The organism is Ruegeria sp. CDSC025 (assembly GCF_059610805.1).
In genome coordinates, this window is record NZ_JBXWOJ010000003.1 from 347,460 (window position 1) to 364,956 (window position 17,497).

The window sequence follows — 17,497 nt, forward strand, 5'->3', positions numbered from 1 at the left end:
CCCCATGATGCAAACTCCGAAAATCGGTGCGCTTGCGGTCGTCATTCATGACGGGCACGTCCTTCTGGTTCAGCGCAGCAAGCAACCGGATAAGGGGCTATGGGGCTTTCCCGGCGGCCATGTGGAATGGGGCGAAACCGTCCTGCAGGCAGCACAGCGGGAACTGCGCGAAGAAACCTCGGTGATTGCCGAGCCGTTGCGGTATCTGGACAATCTGGACCTGTTGCGCCGCGACGCTCATGGCGCGGTTCTGTCTCATTACCTGTTGGTTGGCGTGGCCTGCCAGTATCAGACCGGGCTACCGGTTGCGGGGGATGACGCAATGGATGCACGCTGGTTCCCACTGGACTTGATCCGACAAGGCGCACTGCCCATGAGCGACCGAGTCTCAAACCTGTTGGAAACCGCCCTGCGTCAGGGCTAGGCAGTGCGTCCTTTGAGACGGGCGTACAACAGGCCCGACAAAACAATGCTCACCACCAGAATCACCGTGGCGCCGGCAGTAAAAGCTCCAAACCCCATCCGCAGGATTGAGGGGCCCTCTGGCCCGGCATAAAGCCCCGAAACAAGGCCCGGTGGAGACCCGGTCACCGCAGGCCAGATCATCGTCAACGCAAACCAGAGCATCAAGGCAAACCCGGTGACAACAAGCGCCCCCTGCACCACACGATCCGGCGCCCGAATTGCGCGACGCATGGCCGTCATTGGCCGCGACAGATCGTTCAGGATCCCCAGCAGGGCAGGAACGAGCAGCAATACCAGCACCATCCCAAACGCCAACCCATAGACCAGCGTGATCACGGTCGGTTTGAGGAACTGTGCCTGCTGCGATCCTTCGTACAACAGTGGGGTCAGGCCCAGAACCGTGGTCAGCGTCGTCAGCATTACTGGCCGCAATCTGTCCGATGTCCCCTCGACGATGGAGGGCATCAGCCCACGAGTCTGCTGATACTCGTCAATCGTCGTCACCAGAACAATCGAGTCGTTGATGATGATTCCGGTCATCCCAAGCAGGCCAACAACCGTGAACATGCTGAGCGGGACCTCCCAGATATAATGGCCCCAAATGGTTCCGACCAAACCAAACGGAATGATCGCCATCACCACCAATGGTCGGGTCCAACTGGCAAAGACCCAGGCCAGCACCAGATAGATGCCCGTCAGGCACAGGATCAGACCGGTACGGGCTTCGGACAGAAACTCTTCTTCCTGCTCGCTCAGACCTGCCATGGTCCACTCGACCTGACGTGTGGCTGCGATATTGGGCAGAATTTCCTCGCTCATCGCACGGGCGATCTCGGCCGCGCGTGTTGGATCATCCTCGGAGATATCGCCATAGACCGAAATCACCCGCAGTCCGTTTTCACGCCGCACGGTCGAGAATCCGGATTTACGCTGAACCGAAACGATATCGGCCAACGGGACATAGACTCCATCGGGCGTGCGCATCAGTGTGCGTTCCAGGAAATCGGCGGTCAGTTCTCCTTCAGGCAATTCAACCCGGATCTCGGCACTGCGCGGGCCATCCGGGAAGGTCGCGGCCTCGATCCCGTTCAGACGGTCCCGCAGCACCCGGCCCAATGTTTCGATCCGAAAGCCCAGCGCCTGTCCCTGCGCGGTCAGATCCAAAATGTATTCTTCCTTGTCATAGGCCAGATTGTCTTCCAGCGCTGAAACCTCAGGGTATTTCGAAAGCGCGACCTGCAAGTCCTCGGAAGCCGTTTTAAGCGTGTTCACATCGGCGCCGTAGAGCTGCACGTCAATCGCATCTCCTCCCGGACCAGACCGCCAGCCCCTGAAGCTGAGCAGCTCAAGTTTGGGATGGCTTGGCGCCATTTCCTGCAACTCTCCGACAAACTCGAAGCTCGAATAGGGGCGCAGGTCGGCATCTATCAACTCGATCGAAATCCCGCCCAGCAAATCCGTGTCCTTGCCATCCGCTGCCGAAAGTGCACGGCCCGCGGATCCCCCGATCTCGGCCAGCACGTAATCAATGGGGTTGCGCCCGTGCCGCTCTTCATAGCGTTGGCCAAGCGCCTCTACCGAGGCCTGCAGTTGGTGCATCATGGCCAACGTATCCGCGCGGCCTGCGCCCTCGGCCATGATAAAATTGCCTGTAACCGATCCACGCTCGGGCGCATTGAAGAACCGCCAGTTCACGTCCCCGCGTATGAACAGGGAAATCTGGCTGGCCAGAATGACGATCATCGCCGACACCACCACATAGCGTGCCCAGATTACCCAGGCGATCAGCGGTCGGAACAGCGTATCGCGCACCCAGCGAAACCCCTTGTTCACCACACGGTTCGGCAGGTCATACCAATGTTCCTTGGCAGAGTGCGCAATCGCGTGGGCCATATGGTTGGGCAGGATCAGAAAGCATTCGATCAGCGAGGCGATCAATACCGCTATCACCGTGAAGGGGATGTCGCGGATCAACTCTCCGAAACGGCCACCAATCGCAGTCAGGCCGAAAAAGGCGATAACCGTGGTCAGCGTCGCAGCAAAGACCGGCATCGCCATGCGACGTGCGGCGCGTTCGGCGGCCACCATTGGCGGCTCACCCAGCCGTCGCGCGCGAAAATCGGCATGTTCACCCACAACGATGGCGTCATCCACGACGATACCCAGAGTGATAATCAGGCCGAACAACGACACCATGTTGATCGACAGGCCGCCAATATACATGAACGCAATCGCCGCCGACATTGCCACCGGGATACCCGCGGCAACCCAAAAGGCAATCCGCGCATTCAGAAACAGAAACAGCAGGCAGACCACAAGACCCAGCCCAACCAGCCCGTTATCGACCAGAATATCCAGCCGGTCGGTGATCGCTTGCGCCCGTGTCCGGATCAGCTCGGCCTTTACGCCCTCGGGCAGGCTGGCTTGCATCTGCGAGACGACATCTTCGACCGTGTGTTGAATTTCAATCGCGTCCCCCAGATTTGACCGATCCACACGAACGGACATTGCCGGATTCTTGCCAACAAAATAGCTACGATTTCTGGTGACACCTTCAATCTGGATCTGCGCCACGTCACCGATCAACAGCTTTGAGCCATCGGTGAAATTGCGCAGCGTAATCCCTTCGATCTCTTCCGGGCTGCGCTTTTCGGTGCCGGTGCGAATGCGCGCATTGGCCCCTGTCACATCGCCCGCCGGATTGGCGTTGACCTCGGCTGCGATGGCCAATGCGATCTCGGACAGGGTGATGTCATTGGCGATCAACTGCGCGGTGGGCACCTCGACCACGATGCGCGGCGCGGCAAGGCCCCGGATCGTGGTGCGGGTCACGCCAACAGCGAACAAACGGTTGATCAGCTCATCGGTGAACTTGGCCAGCTGTTCAGGATCGACAGGGCCGGTGACGACAACATCCGTGACGCGATCGCGCCAGGCACCGCGTCGGATGGTCGGCTCATCAGCGTCGTCTGGCAAGTTGGTGACACTGTCGACCGCTGTTCTGACCTCTTCGACCGCGCGAGACATATCCCAGTTCGGCTCGAACTCCATCCGGATCTGGGCTGTGCCCTCGCGCGAAGTCGAAGAGGTGCTGGACACGCCTTCAACGGCCAGAAGGGCCGGCTCCAACAACTGAACGATGCCATTATCAACATCTTCAGGGCCAGCTCCATCCCAGCTAACGCTGACATCCACCCGTTCAAGGATCACATCGGGAAAGAACTGCGCCCGCATATTCGGGATGGCCGCCGCGCCCAGCACCAGCATAACTAGCAGCAGCAGGTTGGCGACCGTCCTGTGGCGCGTGAAATAGCTGAGTATCCCCCCAGCCGCGCCGGGAATTTCGCGCATCATCGCGCCTAACCTCCGGCTCGGTTTTCGATGCTGCGCACCAACGACGCGGGAACCTTGGCTTCGCCCAGTTGGCCCAGCACGCGGGCTTTGACATCTTGAGGCAATGCATCACTGGCTTCGACCTGCGCCACCAGCTGGGCACGCTGTTCCTCGGACAGCTCGACCATATCCGTCTGGCCCCCTGCGTTGGCCTCATCCCGCAGCGGCCTGACCCGGACACCGGCCCCAAGCAGAGGCGTTCGACCAACGACAACCTCGCGACTTTCCAACCCCCGCCCGCGCAGCAGCACCTCATCCCCCTGACGGCGGATCAACTGCACTGGTAGAACCTCAAGCCGGTCATCCTTGCCCAGAATCAGAACCGTCCCTGCTGAATCCAGAACCGAAGACGGCAGGCGCACCACGTTCTCAAGCGGCTGTTCCTGAACCGAGACTGTCACGAAATCACCGGGTTTGAATCCCGAAGTATCCTCGAGCAAGGCATAAAGCAGGCGACCGGTTTGCCCTTCTCCGGCCGAGCCGCTATCGCGGCTTATGCGGCCCTGTGCCGCAAGATCGGCTCCTGTAACCTCTAGCGATACAGTGACCGGGGAATTGATCAGATCCCCTTCAGCATCCAGCAGGCGCACGAATTGCGCGGTCGAGACGCGAAAGGCCACCTCAAGTGATTTGGGATCAACCAATTCGGCCAGTTTTTCGTTGGCTGACACCAGGCGACCCTCAACCAAAGTCACGTCGGTCAATGTTCCCCCAAACCGAGCGCGGATGGTCATGTCTTCTAAATCACGTTCGGCAGCCGCAAGCGCGATACGGGCACGTGCCAGCAAAGTCGTTGCCTGATCGACGCGCGATTCCGCCTGTGCCAGCGCGATCCTCCGGGCCAAAACAGATTGCTGTGCCGATGCTTCGGCCAGTTCCGCCTCTTCCACGGATGCCGCCGCGCCCACCCCCCGGCTTTTCAAGTCTTTTTGACGCTGCAGGGCACGGCCCCGCAATTCGGCCTGCGCCTCGGCCGAGTTCAGCTCATCCTGCGCCAGTAGCAGCGACCGTTCGGCATCGCGTTCCTCAAACTGAGCATCCAGCAGGTCCGACTTGGCGCGATCCAGCGCCGATTGTGCATCCGCCGGATCAAGCTCGACCAGAACCTCTCCTGCAGTGACAGCACCGCCATCTTCGAAATCTTCGGACAAAGTAATCACACGGCCACCAAGCGCTGCACGCAGTTCCAGGCGGCGGCGGCTTTGCACCTCGCCAAATGCTTCAAGATAAGGCGTTACGGTTTCCACTTCGGCATTCCGGACAGTAACCGCAAAAATGCGCTCCCGCGCCTGCGGAGCGGCATCCTCGCGCGTCAGAACATCCTGCACTGCACCCGCGATCATCTGAACCGCCACAAACAAGAGTGCCAACGTCAAGGACGTCAGGAAAACTCCGGCAAGGCTCTGCCTCAGAAAGCGCATTTACTATCACCCCGTTCGCATCAGGCTAGCATTTCAGAAGGTAGCTTTGCCCCGAAAAATGCCAAGCCACAAAGCGGTAATACACATTTGAACGTGTAACCAGCTTACTTCCGTCGCAGATGTTCGTCCAATCTGGGCATAATTTCCACGAAATTGCAGGGCCGGTGACGATAATCGAACTGTTTTAGCAATATTCCATCCCAGGCATCCTTGCAGGCACCGGGGCTGCCGGGCAATGCAAACAGATAGGTGCCCCCGGCGACGCCACCTGTGGCGCGCGACTGGACGGCAGAGGTGCCGATCTTTTGCATCGACAGGATTGTAAAAACCGTGCCGAACGCGTCGATTTCCTTCTCGTAGACATCCCGATGCGCCTCGACTGTAACGTCGCGCCCTGTCAGGCCGGTACCCCCGGTCGAGATGACGGCATCTATTTCAGGATCTGCGATCCACACGCGCAGCTGTTCTACAATCTGGGCGCGCTCATCCGGAAGGATCTTGCGGTCCGCGACCAAATGGCCCGCCGCCTGAATCCGATCCACCAAAGTCTGTCCCGATCGGTCCTCGGGCAGCGTCCGCGTATCCGAGACAGTGAGGACGGCGATCCGAACTGGAATGAATTTTTTGCTTTCGTCGATGCGTGACATATGACGTCAGGCCCTTTCCATAATCGCAAGCCGAATGGCGAGCGCCGTAAAAATCCCTCCGGTCACCCAGCCCATGAAACGCGAGGCACGCGGGTTCGAGACCAAGACTCGGCCCGCGCCACCGGCAAACATGCCGACCATCCCGTTCACCACAAAGCCGCCCACCGCGATGATAAGGCCAAGGGTCAGGAACTGCGGCAAGATTGGCCCCAAGGTCGGGTCCACAAATTGCGGGATGAAGGCCAGCACGAACAGGATGACCTTTGGATTGGTGAGATTGACCAGCAGCCCATCACGAAACGCAAGTTTCCCGCTATGTGCCGGTGCCTCGGCCGGCACAGCACCGTTTTGGATCGAACGCCAGGCCAGATAAAGCAGATAGGCCACCCCCAACCAACGGATCACATCAAACAGCCAGGGCAGCGTCGATACCGCCGCGCCAAACCCAAGCCCAGCCAGCAGGACATGCACCATCGACCCTGCAGAAATACCGGCGCTGGCCGCAAGCGCGGGCCGTGCGCCTTTGCGCAGGCCCTGCCCAAAGCAGAACATCATATCAGCTCCGGGTGTGAGGTTCAGAGCGAGCGCAGCCGGGATAAACGCCAGAAGGGTTACAGTTTCGATCATCAATGCAGCTCAAACCAATTTGGTCTGGGCCCCAGATTGGCCACCTGGGTGCGCCCGATTGCCCCGCGATACCCCCAGCTGTCATGGATATGGCCATGCAGAGAAAGCTGCGGCTGCACCCGCTCGATCGCGTCGCGCACCGCGACCGAACCGACGGCGCCGCCCATTGACGTGACATCGCCATGCCCTTTGGGCGGAGAATGCGTAATCAGAATATCGGCAGCGTCGCACCGATCCAGCAACTCGGCGGCCTCGGCCTCGGTCAGATCGCAGGACCAACCGCCAAAAGGCGTCACGGGCACACCATATCCCAGACCAAACAGGCGCACCCCGTCCACAGTCATCCCGGTGCCGTGCAGCACGTGGACACCTTCGGGCACAGCCGCTGTCAGCTCTTGGACGCTTTCGGCATTGCCGGGGGTTAGGACCAGAGGGGCCGAAATGCCTGCAAGCATCTCCATCGCCTGATCCAGCCCTTGCCGCATATTGCAGAAATCACCAGCACCGATCACCAGATCTGCCTCGGCGCTGGCGGCAACCAATTCGACCGCCCGGCTGCGCGCCATATGCAGGTCGGAAAAGGCCAGGATGCGCATCACTTGCCCTCCAGCCAGGCCTTCAACTCCAACAGATCTGCCCAGGCCTGCCGTTTCATTGGCTGTTGCCGCAGCAAGTAAGCAGGGTGAAACATCGGGATGACCGGCAGCCCCCAAGCCTGATCCCACTGGCCGCGCAACCGAGTTATACCGCGTTTGCCCAGCACCGCCTGACAGCTGATATTGCCCATCACGACCAGAACCTCGGGCTTGGCCAATGCGACGTGGCGCTCCAGAAACGGCTTCATCATGCCGATCTCTTCGGGCTTGGGATCCCGGTTCTGCGGGGGCCGCCAGGGCAGGACATTGGTGATATAGACGTTTTCGGCACGGTTCAGCTCAATCGCGGACAACATCCTGTCCAGCAACTGCCCGGCCCGGCCAACAAAGGGCTTGCCCTCGCGATCTTCATCCCGGCCCGGAGCCTCGCCTATAATCATCACCCGAGCACCCGGCGTCCCGTCGGCAAACACCAACTGGCGCGCGCCACGTTTCAACTCGCAATGATCAAACGCATCCATCGCAGCGCGCAACTGTTCAAGCGATCCAGCAGTCTTGGCAACTGAATCGGCAATCGCCAACGCATCGACCGGCTTGGGCTTTTCCGGCGCCGTTTGTACCGCTGTGGGCTTTTTGGATTTGGGCGCAGTGTCGGGCAACGTGTAGCGGTCCACCGGGGCATCCCCGATCGCATCCGTCGCGCCCAGTTCAATCTGCCAATCCAGCAGAGCCCGCGCTGTGTGATAATCCAAAGCCGATTCCATAACACTCAATCTAACCTCCTTTTGACCGAGGGAAAGCGAATTGGCCTTGATTGCGCGCTCGGTCGCACCGACCATTGGGGCAATCATGCTGATCCTGTTTCGAATCCTCTCAATTTGGGCGCTGTTGGCCATGGCCAGCGGGCCTGTTTCGGCGCAGCTGTTTGACCGAAACGATCAGTGCCGGGCGGGGCAGTTCGCCTGTGGCAGTCGGTGCTGTTCCGGTGGGCAAAGATGCAGTTTCGACAATCATTGCATCCCGCTGGGCGGCACCTATTGCGGCGGCGGCCGCAGCTGCGGCCCGTTCGAGCGCTGCGTGGCAGGCGGGTTGCGCTGCGCACCCAAAGGGGCCAACGCATGCACGACGCGTCTGGACTGCCCCGGCGACAGCTTTTGCAACGCGCGCGGGGAATGTCAGCGAAACACCCCCGAATTCGACCCGGATTCAGCCACCAACGGCAGCCCCATCACCTGTGAGAACGGGCTGACCTGTGCGGCCGGATCATCCTGCCTGCCAGGCGGAGGATGCGCACAGCCCGGTTGGTTCTTGTGCGAGAAAACCGGATCACAATGCCGCCCCGGATTCAAATGTTCGAACCATCAAGGATGTGTGCCGGTTAAGGCGATCGACTGCGGCTATGGCAAATGGTGCAAACCCGGCGAACAGTGCTTGCCCGAGGGGGGGTGCGAGAAACTGCCCTAACGCCTTGATCCCAAGGTTGCCTTGCGCGGCGCGGCTTTCTATAAGCGGGCCGATTGTCAGACAGGAGTCCGCCCATGCGTTTCGCCCATCGTCACCTTCTTGGCATCGAGCACCTGTCCCAATCCGATATTACCGCCATTCTTGATCTGGCCGAGACCTATGTCGAGATGAACCGGCAACCGAACAAGCACTCAGATGTGCTGGCGGGGCTGACGCAAATCAACATGTTCTTTGAGAATTCGACCCGTACTCAGGCCAGTTTCGAACTGGCAGGCAAGCGGCTGGGTGCGGATGTGATGAATATGGCAATGCAGGCCAGCTCGATCAAAAAGGGTGAGACGCTGATCGACACGGCGATGACGCTGAACGCAATGCATCCCGACCTTCTGGTGGTGCGGCACCCGCATTCCGGCGCGGTTGATCTGTTGGCGCAGAAGGTGAATTGCGCCGTACTGAACGCAGGCGACGGGCGGCATGAGCACCCGACACAGGCGCTGCTGGATGCGTTGACCATTCGCCGCGCCAAGGGTCGCCTGCACCGGTTGAACATCGCGATCTGCGGCGACGTCGCCCATTCCCGCGTGGCGCGGTCGAACCTGATCCTGCTGGGCAAGATGGAAAACCGCATTCGCCTGATTGGCCCGCCAACGCTGGTCCCCAGCCAATTTGCCGAGTTTGGAGCCGAGATCTATGACGATATGAACGAAGGCCTTCAAGACGTCGATGTCGTGATGATGCTGCGCCTTCAGAAAGAGCGGATGGATGGCGGGTTCATCCCCTCGGAACGTGAATACTATCATCGCTACGGGCTGGATGCCGCCAAACTGGCGCAGGCCAAACCCGATGCCATTGTAATGCATCCCGGCCCAATGAACCGCGGGGTCGAGATTGACGGAACGCTAGCCGATGATATCAACCGCTCGGTCATTCAGGAGCAGGTTGAGATGGGTGTCGCCGTCCGCATGGCTGCGATGGAACTGCTGGCCCGCAATCTGCGCGAGGCCGCATGAGCGATCTGGTCGTCGCATCCCATGAACACGGCGTTATCCGCCTGTTCGCACTCGACATGCGCCCGGAAGAGGCCAAGTTTCTCCGCGAACCCGGAGCCGTCGATCAGATTCTAGGGGTAGCGGGGCTGGATCCCGAACAGGTTGACGTCTTTCCCGTCTCGGACCTCGAAGACCTTGGCCTCTATGGCTATCTGACCGAGGGCTGCGACGTGTCCGCAGATCAGCTGGACCACACAGCGCTGGATGCGATTGACGGCTGGGTTCTGGTGGTCCGCAGCGCCGCTTTTCACGGTCGTGCAGCCGCTTTGCGCCCCGACCGCAGGCTGCGCCTGATCGGCCTCTACACCGAAGAAGCAACAAGCTGGGCAGGTGGCCGAATTGAGACGGAAAGCGCGAAACCGTATTCGGCGCCGCAATCCGCACCGCAAAATGACAGACCGCGTCGCATGGGCTCTGCGGTTCTGGTGCTGCTGATCCTTCTGGTTATCGGAGGTGCCCTATGGCTGATCCTGTGACTTTCCCGCCCGACAAAGGGGCCTATATCCGCACCAACACGTTGATGGCAGCCGCGGCTATGGCAGGGGCCATGATCATCCTTTGGCTGATCGGTAATCCCTATGTGTGGACCGGCGCGCCAGCGGGCCTTGCTGCAATCGGCATTCGTGCGTGGTATCTGGCCTCAGAAGAGCTGACGGCCGCATGGGAAATGACAGACACTACTCTGACCGGCCCTGGCCCGCGCAAAGTGGCGCTGAACCAGATCGAGGCTGTCAAAACCATGGGTAGCTTTGTTCAAATCGTCACAAAAGGCGGGGACAAGCACCTGATCAAGTATCAGGCAGATCCCGCCGCTACCAAAACCGCTATTGAAAGGGCCATGGCATGAGCAATCTGATCTTCACCAACGCCCGCCTGATCGACCCCGAAACTGGCGCGGACGCACCGGGATGGGTGCATGTGGCTGATGGCCGTATCGTGGCCAAGGGCGAAGGTGCGGCCCCGTCGATTGACGCGCAGGTCATCGACTGCGGCGGGCATTGCCTGGCACCGGGCATCGTCGATCTCGGCGTCAAGGTTTGCGAGCCGGGCGAGCGGCACAAGGAAAGCTATAAATCCGCAGGCCTGGCGGCGGCGGCAGGGGGTGTGACCACGATCGTGACGCGCCCCGATACCTTACCCGCCGTGGACACGCCGGAAACGCTGGAATTTGCGACCCGGCGCGCACAGGCGGATGCCCCGGTCAACGTGCTGCCCATGGCGGCCCTGACCAAAGGGCGCGAGGGGCGCGAGATGACCGAGATCGGATTTCTGCTGGATGCCGGTGCCGTCGCCTTTACCGACTGTGATCATGTCATTGCAGATACCAAAGTGTTCACCCGCGCGCTGACCTATGCGAAATCCTGCGGTGCGCTGGTGATCGCCCACCCTCAGGAACCGGGGCTGAGCGCTGGCGCCGCCGCCACCAGCGGCAAATTCGCCGCCTTGCGCGGGTTGCCCGCCGTTTCCCCAATGGCCGAGCGTATGGGGCTGGACCGCGACATTGCGTTGCTGGAAATGACCGGTGCGGCCTATCACGCCGATCAGATTACCACCGCCCGCGCCCTGCCCGCGCTGGAACGGGCCAAGCGGAACGGGCTGGACATCACTGCTGGCACCTCGATCCACCATCTGACGCTGAATGAGCTGGACGTGGCCGACTATCGCACCTTCTTCAAGGTCAAACCTCCGCTGCGGTCGGAAGATGACCGGCGGGCTGTCATCGAAGCGGTGCGGGCAGGTCTGATCGACACGATCAGTTCCATGCACACGCCACAGGACGAAGAAAGCAAACGCCTCCCGTTTGAAGAGGCGGCCTCGGGCGCGGTGGCGCTGGAGACGTTGCTGCCTGCGGCTTTGCGCCTGTACCATTCTGATCAACTGGACTTGCCGACTCTGTTCCGCGCGATGGCTCTGAACCCAGCTAAACGACTGGGTCTGGACAGCGGTCGCTTGTCTGAGGGCGCGCCGGCCGACCTGGTTCTGTTCGACCCGGATGTGCCCTTTGTGCTGGACCGGTTCACGCTTAGATCCAAATCGCAGAATACGCCATTTGACGGCCAGAGGATGCAAGGTAAGGTCACCGCAACCTTTGTGGCAGGCCAAGAAGTATACCGGAGACCCTGATGCCCCTGATCGACAGTACGATGACCCAGCTGATCCTCTGGGCCGCGATTGGATACCTGATGGGGTCGATCCCCTTTGGCATGATCATCGCCAAGGTGATGGGACTGGGAAATCTGCGCGATATCGGGTCGGGCAATATTGGGGCGACCAATGTACTTCGCACCGGCAACAAGGCCGCCGCCGCGCTGACTCTGATCTTTGACGCCGGGAAAGGGGCCGCTGCCGTCTTGCTCGCCCGTGCCATGGCCGGGGAAGACGCCGTACAGGTCGCCGCATTGGCCGCGTTTCTGGGCCACTGTTTTCCAGTCTGGTTGGGCTTCAAAGGTGGCAAGGGTGTCGCGACCTTTCTGGGCCTCTGGCTAGCGCTTGACTGGGGCGTGGGCATTGCCTGCTGCATAACTTGGCTGGTGGCCGCTGCCATCTGGCGGATTTCGTCGCTTGGGGCCCTTGCAGCAGCGTCCCTGTCTACAACCTGGGTCATGGTTTTGAGTGACGGGTCGACGTTTATTCTGGGAATCGTCCTGACATTGCTTGTGTACTGGCGCCATGCCGCCAATATCTCGCGCATCAAAGCTGGCACCGAACCCAGGATCGGGTCCAAGACCTGATATCCGCCTGAGTTAATTGGTTCTTGATCGAATCAATTCTATCTGTAATTTCTGTCATTACAGAAATTACTGGATACAATTATGCACCTTACTGAATCCATGCGCGACTTTATCCTCCATTGGGGGGAAATGGGTACCAAGTGGGGTGTGAACCGCTCGGTCGCGCAAATCCACGCTCTATTGCACATCTCGCCCGAACCGATGACTGCAGATGAGATCTGTGAAACGCTCGGGCTGGCCCGCTCGAACGTCTCGACCGGGCTGAAGGAACTGCAAGGCTGGAAGCTGATCAAAGCCAGCCGAAACCTGGGTGACCGGCGCGATCACTTTCATTCGATCCGGGACATGTTTGACCTGACCAAAGCTGTGGTCGAAGGCCGCCGCGAACGTGAATATGCGCCCACTCTGGCCGCACTGCGTATCGTTGCCCAAGAGGCCCAGAGCGACGGCACCTCGCCCAAAGTGCGCCAGCGGATTGATGAGACGCTAGAAACCATGCAAATGTTCGACGACTGGTATGTCGATGTGAACCGTCTACCTCGCCGCGTTCAACTGGCAATCGTCAAACTTGGCGGACGCATCGCCCGGCTGCTGCCCAAGGGACAAGGGGACAAGTCGCCCTAAAAATTTTACCCTCAAATTTCTCTCAATACAGAAATCTCAGAATATGATGTAATAAGGAGCATGACATGATCCAGCCCAAACGCCCGCCCGAACGCGCCCCGAAAGGCATCCAATGGGCCGACCTGGTTCCCCTGAACCGCTGGGACAAGATCAAGGAACTGATGCTACCGCTGCCTTGGCTGCTGCTTTCTCTGACGCTCTACAGTACTGCCCTCTGGCCACTTGGTGCTATGGCCAGCTTTCTGTTCTTTCTGTGCGCCCTGCGCCTGAACCACGAAGCGATCCATGGCAATCTCGGGCTGTCGCGGCGGCAGGATTCCTTGGTGATGCATGTGCTCAGCGCGCTTATGTTGGGTTCTAATCACGCTTTCTGCCAATGCCACCTGCTGCATCACAAACACGCCATGGGTTCGGGCGATTGCGAGGGGAATTGCGGGCACATGACCCTTGCGCAGGTCTTGGTATACGGACCCCGGTTTCCCTTCGACATCAACCGTGCGGCCTGGCGGATCGCCAACGCCAAGGCCCGTCGCCGCATCCTGATCGACTGGGGGCTGGTGCTTGCCGTGATCGCCGCTGCTGTGCTGAGCGGATCGCAAACCCTGCTGCTGCACGTGGCTGCGATGAGCACAGCCCAATGCCTTGCCGCCCTGTTTGCGGTCTGGATAACCCATCAGGGCACGCATGACAGTGGCGTTGCCGCGCGCAGTCAGCGCGGGGTGCTGGCGCGGCTGGCCTATCTGATGTTCTACCACCGCGAACACCATCTGTTCCCGAAGGTTCCTGTCAGCCGGTTGCCCGTTCTTGCGGATCGGCTGGAACGTTCGGTTGCAGGATATGCCGCAAGTCGCAAGCCGGTCATCGGCTGGCTGGAACCCCGCCGGTTCCGGGTTGAACCCTAATCCTTGCTGATACGCGCACCCAAGGATCCTGAGCGGAAACGCACAGGATCCGTTTGCCAGCACACAATCACCTTTAGTTGTTTTGAACGTGATCAATACGCTGCCCACTTCGGGGTCGTGGCGGCCAATTACCGACCGCACGGAACAAAACAATCAGAGTTGCCCAGACTCAATTACGGAATCCCCCGGCAGCTCGATTCACGAAAGGTGAAAACAATGAACAAGATCAAATCCCTTATCGGCGGCGTCGCGCTGTCTGTTGCCATCGCTAGCTCAACCCTGGCTGCAGGCGTCGAACTGAACGCAAGTTCGACCGGTCTGGCGCTACAGGGCTATGACCCGGTCGCTTACTTCACCGCTGGCGAAGCCACCAAGGGCGATTACCGCATCACTGCGCTGCACAACGAAGCCTTGTACCGCTTTGCCTCGGAAGAAAACAAAGTCGCGTTTGAAGAAAACCCGGAAGCCTACCTGCCCGCCTATGGTGGCTATTGCGCATTCGGCACCGCGATGGGCTTCAAGTTTGACGGCGACCCGAACTACTGGAGAATCGTCGACAACAAGCTGTACCTGAATCTGTCCGCAGATATTCAGGAACGCTGGGAAGGCGACATCCCCGGCTTTAACGAGCGCGCCGACACCAACTGGAAAGATATCGCCGACAAGAGCCCTTCGGAATTGCAGGCGCAATAATCCGCCCAAGAAAAACACCGGATCGGCGGCAGTTCACCCTGCCGCCGATTACCATTTGAAACCGCCATTTTTCACCCTAGTTGTTCAAGCAGGAACGAGCCCAAAAAAAACGTGGGCCAGTGCCCCGAAGCGGCGGCACAGAAATCAGGTACGGAAACAGCCAAAAGACAGCGATCCGGTCGTCAGACCGGGCCCTGGCAATACCACGTACAAATGAGCAGCAAAGGTTTGCTGAAGACCAATTCGAAAGAAAGGTTAACAGAATGACAGGAAGATTTTTTATTGCGGCCTTTATCGCCTCTATTGCGGCCGGAGGCGCCTCGGCGCAATCCTCGGGCAACTGGACGGGCTTTTACGGCGGCCTTCAGGTCGGCTATGCCGATATCGACACCAATGTTTCGGGCGTCGACGGTGATGGCGCGATTGGTGGTATCGTGTTGGGATATGATTATGATCTGGGGGATTGGGTTGTCGGTGGCGGCTTTGACTATGACTGGACCAGCATTGAACTGACCCCCGGCGTCGAGGTCGAAGACGTTTGGCGCCTCAAAGCACGCGCCGGATACAAAGTGACTCCGGTGGGGCTGCTATATGGTATCGGGGGCTATGCCGAGGCGAGTACGGACAATCTTGGCAGTGACGATGGTTGGTTCATCGGCGCTGGGTATGAACAGATTGTCGCCCCCAATGTCAGCGTTGGAGGCGAAATCCTGTATCACGAATTCAACGATTTCGATTCGACCGGAATTGATGTGGACGCGACCACAATCCAGGCCCGCGCCACCTACCGGTTCTAAGAAAACAGTGACGGAACCCGGCACAAACGCCGGGTTCCTTTCATTTACAGTTCAAGAACTGTGCTGCCTGTGGTTTGGCGCGCCTCAAGTGCGCGATGGGCCTCGGCCACCTGATCCAGCGGGAACCTCTGATCAATGTGGATTTTGACCTCGCCGCCTTCGACCTTGTTGAACAGGCGCCGCGCCATGGCCTGACAGACCGCGTGGTCCGAAATATGTGTGAAGAGCGTTGGCCGCGTTATCTTGAGCGATCCTTTCTTGGCCAGAATACCGATATCAATCAGAGGCACCGGGCCCGAGGCATTGCCGAACGAGATCATCATGCCAAGCGGTTTCAGGCTGTCGAGCGATCCGTCAAACGTGTCCGACCCGATGGAATCCATCACCGCGTCTACGCCTTTGCCTTTGGTGATCTGCGCGACGCGCTCGGCAAAGTTCTCGGTCCGGTAATTGATGCAATGCGCGGCACCGTTGAACTGCGCCAAACTGCATTTTTCATCGGTTCCGGCAGTACCGATCAACGTGATCCCCTCGGATTTGGCCCATTGGCAGGCAATCAAGCCAACACCCCCGGCAGCTGCATGAAACAGCACGGTATCCCCGCGTTTCAGCGGTGTGGTGCGATGAAACAGATATTCGACTGTCATCCCCTTGAGCATCATCGCGGCCGCCGCATCAAAAGAAATTCCATCCGGAAGCGGGCACACCTGTGCGGCGGGCATGACCCGTGCCTCGCAATAGGCTCCGGGCGGAGAGGCAGCATAGGCCGCGCGCTGCCCGGGTTCCAGATGCGTTACACCTTCCCCGACGGCTTCGATCACGCCAGCGGCCTCCATGCCCAAAGCCTGAGGCAGATCCAGCGGATACAGCCCAGTGCGCTGATATACATCAATGAAATTCAGCCCGCAGGCATGATGACGAATACGAACCTCACCGGGGCCGGGTTCACCAAGTGGGCGATCTTCGATCTTCAGAACCTCGGGGCCGCCGTGTTCATGGATGACGACGGTTCGTGCCGTTTTCTGCATGTTGTCCTCCTCTAGCCTCAGGCCAAGCTAACATGCCTGTGACGCAGGGCAATCGACACGATTACGCGAGGCGCAACCCAAACGCGAAAATTTGTGCTATACTATGCCCAAGGCGTTGCTGGCTGGTCCGGCCAAAAGCAACAAGTCGCCGGATTGACCCCGCTGCGCAACATCGCAATGCAGGAGGGGACGGCAATGGACAAAACGATTGGCAATCCGATCACCTGGGCGGCACGGAACATAGGTGCGACCGGGGATCACCTAGCTGAAAATATCAGCCATATCGGCAGCGCGGATACACGACACCTGCCAGTGGTTCGTACGCTGACGATGGATGATCTTTGGGCCTGCCTGAGGGCAGGATACAGCGATTTTCTGGATACAAGGGCCGATGCGATATTCGTGGTGCTCATCTATCCGATCGCAGGTTTTCTGATGTTCGGAATTGGGCTGAACACAAACATGGTTCCACTGCTGGCACCGCTGGTTGGTGGTTTTGCGCTTGTGGGTCCGGTAGCCGCCCTTGGCCTGTACGAAATCAGCCGCAAACGAGAACAAGGTGGCGAGGCTGGATGGCTGGATGCGTTTGGCGTGTTCCGGTCCCCTTCCCTGGGTGCAATTCTGGCTTTGGCGTTTTACATGGTCATGCTGTTTCTGGTCTGGCTGATGGTCGCGCAGAGCATCTATGTTCAGACACTCGGCCCTGACCTGCCCGCGTCGCTGGGTGCCTTTCTAACCCAAGTGTTCACCACCGCCGCTGGATGGACCATGATCTTGTTCGGGAACGCTGTTGGGTTTCTGTTTGCCCTCGTCGCCCTGGCAATCAGCGTCGTCAGCTTTCCGCTGCTGCTGGACCGCAAAGTGGGCGTTCCGGTCGCCGTGGTGACATCCGTACGGGTGTTGCGTCACAATCCGGGCGTCATCCTGAGCTGGGGATTCATCGTTGCTGCGCTGCTGGTCATCGGAGCGATCCCGATGTTGCTGGGCCTGATCGTCGTGATGCCGGTACTGGGCCACGCCACCTGGCATCTCTATCGGCGTGCCGTGGCCTGAAACACA

At 59.5% G+C, this 17,497-nt stretch carries 19 protein-coding genes; 12 read left to right on the forward strand and 7 right to left on the reverse strand.

Annotated elements, in window-relative coordinates:
* Positions 1–7 precede the first annotated feature (7 nt).
* Positions 8–424, forward strand: coding sequence for an NUDIX hydrolase (locus AC2FH8_RS07190; protein ID WP_496689045.1), 417 nt, complete (start codon positions 8–10; stop codon positions 422–424).
* On the opposite strand, the gene AC2FH8_RS07195 is transcribed toward AC2FH8_RS07190, so the two are convergent.
* The 6 genes from AC2FH8_RS07195 to AC2FH8_RS07220 form a co-directional block, all read right to left on the reverse strand.
* Positions 421–3,819 carry an efflux RND transporter permease subunit gene (locus AC2FH8_RS07195; protein WP_496689048.1) on the reverse strand — a complete coding sequence of 1,133 codons (3,399 nt, stop codon included), beginning with the start codon at positions 3,817–3,819 and terminating at the stop codon, positions 421–423. The two genes, AC2FH8_RS07190 and AC2FH8_RS07195, sit on opposite strands and share 4 nt — an antisense overlap.
* Before the next feature lie 5 nt (positions 3,820–3,824).
* Positions 3,825–5,279, reverse strand: a complete 1,455-nt coding sequence (locus AC2FH8_RS07200; RefSeq protein ID WP_281995251.1) for an efflux RND transporter periplasmic adaptor subunit — start codon at positions 5,277–5,279, stop codon at positions 3,825–3,827.
* 104 nt (positions 5,280–5,383) lie between these two features.
* The gene (gene moaB, locus AC2FH8_RS07205; protein WP_496689050.1) at positions 5,384–5,926 is read right to left on the reverse strand and encodes a molybdenum cofactor biosynthesis protein B; all 543 of its coding nucleotides are present in this window, start codon (positions 5,924–5,926) and stop codon (positions 5,384–5,386) included.
* Positions 5,927–5,932: 6 nt separating this feature from the next.
* Positions 5,933–6,553 (reverse strand): LysE family translocator, encoded by a 621-nt coding sequence (locus tag AC2FH8_RS07210; protein ID WP_281995253.1) that lies wholly within the window; start codon positions 6,551–6,553, stop codon positions 5,933–5,935.
* Complete coding sequence (locus tag AC2FH8_RS07215) at positions 6,553–7,149, reverse strand: metallophosphoesterase family protein (protein WP_271948518.1); 597 nt, start codon at positions 7,147–7,149, stop codon at positions 6,553–6,555. The genes AC2FH8_RS07210 and AC2FH8_RS07215 overlap by 1 nt, the downstream gene beginning before the upstream one ends.
* Positions 7,149–7,913 carry a uracil-DNA glycosylase gene (locus AC2FH8_RS07220; RefSeq protein WP_496689165.1) on the reverse strand — a complete coding sequence of 255 codons (765 nt, stop codon included), beginning with the start codon at positions 7,911–7,913 and terminating at the stop codon, positions 7,149–7,151. Before AC2FH8_RS07220 ends, AC2FH8_RS07215 begins: the two co-directional genes overlap by 1 nt.
* A 40-nt stretch (positions 7,914–7,953) precedes the next feature.
* Here AC2FH8_RS07220 and AC2FH8_RS07225 point away from each other — a divergent pair, with 40 nt between their 5' ends.
* The 10 genes from AC2FH8_RS07225 (at position 7,954) to AC2FH8_RS07270 (ending at position 15,410) form a co-directional block, all read left to right on the forward strand.
* Positions 7,954–8,613: a scavenger receptor class F, member 2 gene (locus AC2FH8_RS07225; RefSeq protein ID WP_496689052.1), complete on the forward strand. Its 660-nt coding sequence runs from the start codon at positions 7,954–7,956 to the stop codon at positions 8,611–8,613.
* 74 nt (positions 8,614–8,687) lie between these two features.
* Positions 8,688–9,623, forward strand: a complete 936-nt coding sequence (locus AC2FH8_RS07230; RefSeq protein ID WP_496689054.1) for an aspartate carbamoyltransferase catalytic subunit — start codon at positions 8,688–8,690, stop codon at positions 9,621–9,623.
* Positions 9,620–10,138 carry a hypothetical protein gene (locus AC2FH8_RS07235; RefSeq protein ID WP_496689056.1) on the forward strand — a complete coding sequence of 173 codons (519 nt, stop codon included), beginning with the start codon at positions 9,620–9,622 and terminating at the stop codon, positions 10,136–10,138. Before AC2FH8_RS07230 ends, AC2FH8_RS07235 begins: the two co-directional genes overlap by 4 nt.
* Positions 10,123–10,509 (forward strand): hypothetical protein, encoded by a 387-nt coding sequence (locus AC2FH8_RS07240; RefSeq protein ID WP_496689058.1) that lies wholly within the window; start codon positions 10,123–10,125, stop codon positions 10,507–10,509. Before AC2FH8_RS07235 ends, AC2FH8_RS07240 begins: the two co-directional genes overlap by 16 nt.
* Positions 10,506–11,786, forward strand: coding sequence for a dihydroorotase (gene pyrC, locus AC2FH8_RS07245; RefSeq protein ID WP_496689060.1), 1,281 nt, complete (start codon positions 10,506–10,508; stop codon positions 11,784–11,786). Before AC2FH8_RS07240 ends, pyrC begins: the two co-directional genes overlap by 4 nt.
* A complete protein-coding gene (gene plsY, locus AC2FH8_RS07250) occupies positions 11,786–12,394 on the forward strand; it encodes a glycerol-3-phosphate 1-O-acyltransferase PlsY (RefSeq protein ID WP_142635346.1) in 609 nt (202 codons plus the stop codon). The genes pyrC and plsY overlap by 1 nt, the downstream gene beginning before the upstream one ends.
* A gap of 81 nt (positions 12,395–12,475) precedes the next feature.
* Positions 12,476–13,018 carry a GbsR/MarR family transcriptional regulator gene (locus tag AC2FH8_RS07255; RefSeq protein WP_496689062.1) on the forward strand — a complete coding sequence of 181 codons (543 nt, stop codon included), beginning with the start codon at positions 12,476–12,478 and terminating at the stop codon, positions 13,016–13,018.
* Between the two features lie 65 nt (positions 13,019–13,083).
* Positions 13,084–13,920 (forward strand): fatty acid desaturase, encoded by an 837-nt coding sequence (locus tag AC2FH8_RS07260; RefSeq protein WP_496689064.1) that lies wholly within the window; start codon positions 13,084–13,086, stop codon positions 13,918–13,920.
* Positions 13,921–14,136: 216 nt separating this feature from the next.
* Complete coding sequence (locus AC2FH8_RS07265) at positions 14,137–14,613, forward strand: YHS domain-containing (seleno)protein (RefSeq protein ID WP_271948672.1); 477 nt, start codon at positions 14,137–14,139, stop codon at positions 14,611–14,613.
* Positions 14,614–14,876: 263 nt separating this feature from the next.
* Positions 14,877–15,410 carry an outer membrane protein gene (locus AC2FH8_RS07270; RefSeq protein WP_271948532.1) on the forward strand — a complete coding sequence of 178 codons (534 nt, stop codon included), beginning with the start codon at positions 14,877–14,879 and terminating at the stop codon, positions 15,408–15,410.
* Between the two features lie 44 nt (positions 15,411–15,454).
* Here AC2FH8_RS07270 and AC2FH8_RS07275 read toward each other — a convergent pair whose 3' ends face one another.
* Positions 15,455–16,438, reverse strand: a complete 984-nt coding sequence (locus AC2FH8_RS07275; RefSeq protein ID WP_496676674.1) for a quinone oxidoreductase family protein — start codon at positions 16,436–16,438, stop codon at positions 15,455–15,457.
* Positions 16,439–16,633: 195 nt separating this feature from the next.
* Here AC2FH8_RS07275 and AC2FH8_RS07280 point away from each other — a divergent pair, with 195 nt between their 5' ends.
* Positions 16,634–17,491, forward strand: coding sequence for a DUF2189 domain-containing protein (locus AC2FH8_RS07280; RefSeq protein WP_496689066.1), 858 nt, complete (start codon positions 16,634–16,636; stop codon positions 17,489–17,491).
* The last annotated feature ends 6 nt before the right edge of the window (positions 17,492–17,497 follow it).

Bases quoted from the DNA above. Each gene is read 5' to 3' on its own strand.
- AC2FH8_RS07190 (WP_496689045.1), top strand. From the start codon at position 8: ATGCAAACTCCGAAAATCGGTGCGCTTGCGGTCGTCATTCATGACGGG.
- AC2FH8_RS07195 (WP_496689048.1), bottom strand. From the start codon at position 3,819: ATGATGCGCGAAATTCCCGGCGCGGCTGGGGGGATACTCAGCTATTTC.
- AC2FH8_RS07200 (WP_281995251.1), bottom strand. From the start codon at position 5,279: ATGCGCTTTCTGAGGCAGAGCCTTGCCGGAGTTTTCCTGACGTCCTTG.
- moaB (WP_496689050.1), bottom strand. From the start codon at position 5,926: ATGTCACGCATCGACGAAAGCAAAAAATTCATTCCAGTTCGGATCGCC.
- AC2FH8_RS07210 (WP_281995253.1), bottom strand. From the start codon at position 6,553: ATGATCGAAACTGTAACCCTTCTGGCGTTTATCCCGGCTGCGCTCGCT.
- AC2FH8_RS07215 (WP_271948518.1), bottom strand. From the start codon at position 7,149: ATGCGCATCCTGGCCTTTTCCGACCTGCATATGGCGCGCAGCCGGGCG.
- AC2FH8_RS07220 (WP_496689165.1), bottom strand. From the start codon at position 7,913: ATGGAATCGGCTTTGGATTATCACACAGCGCGGGCTCTGCTGGATTGG.
- AC2FH8_RS07230 (WP_496689054.1), top strand. From the start codon at position 8,688: ATGCGTTTCGCCCATCGTCACCTTCTTGGCATCGAGCACCTGTCCCAA.
- AC2FH8_RS07235 (WP_496689056.1), top strand. From the start codon at position 9,620: ATGAGCGATCTGGTCGTCGCATCCCATGAACACGGCGTTATCCGCCTG.
- AC2FH8_RS07240 (WP_496689058.1), top strand. From the start codon at position 10,123: ATGGCTGATCCTGTGACTTTCCCGCCCGACAAAGGGGCCTATATCCGC.
- pyrC (WP_496689060.1), top strand. From the start codon at position 10,506: ATGAGCAATCTGATCTTCACCAACGCCCGCCTGATCGACCCCGAAACT.
- plsY (WP_142635346.1), top strand. From the start codon at position 11,786: ATGCCCCTGATCGACAGTACGATGACCCAGCTGATCCTCTGGGCCGCG.
- AC2FH8_RS07255 (WP_496689062.1), top strand. From the start codon at position 12,476: ATGCACCTTACTGAATCCATGCGCGACTTTATCCTCCATTGGGGGGAA.
- AC2FH8_RS07260 (WP_496689064.1), top strand. From the start codon at position 13,084: ATGATCCAGCCCAAACGCCCGCCCGAACGCGCCCCGAAAGGCATCCAA.
- AC2FH8_RS07265 (WP_271948672.1), top strand. From the start codon at position 14,137: ATGAACAAGATCAAATCCCTTATCGGCGGCGTCGCGCTGTCTGTTGCC.
- AC2FH8_RS07270 (WP_271948532.1), top strand. From the start codon at position 14,877: ATGACAGGAAGATTTTTTATTGCGGCCTTTATCGCCTCTATTGCGGCC.
- AC2FH8_RS07275 (WP_496676674.1), bottom strand. From the start codon at position 16,438: ATGCAGAAAACGGCACGAACCGTCGTCATCCATGAACACGGCGGCCCC.
- AC2FH8_RS07280 (WP_496689066.1), top strand. From the start codon at position 16,634: ATGGACAAAACGATTGGCAATCCGATCACCTGGGCGGCACGGAACATA.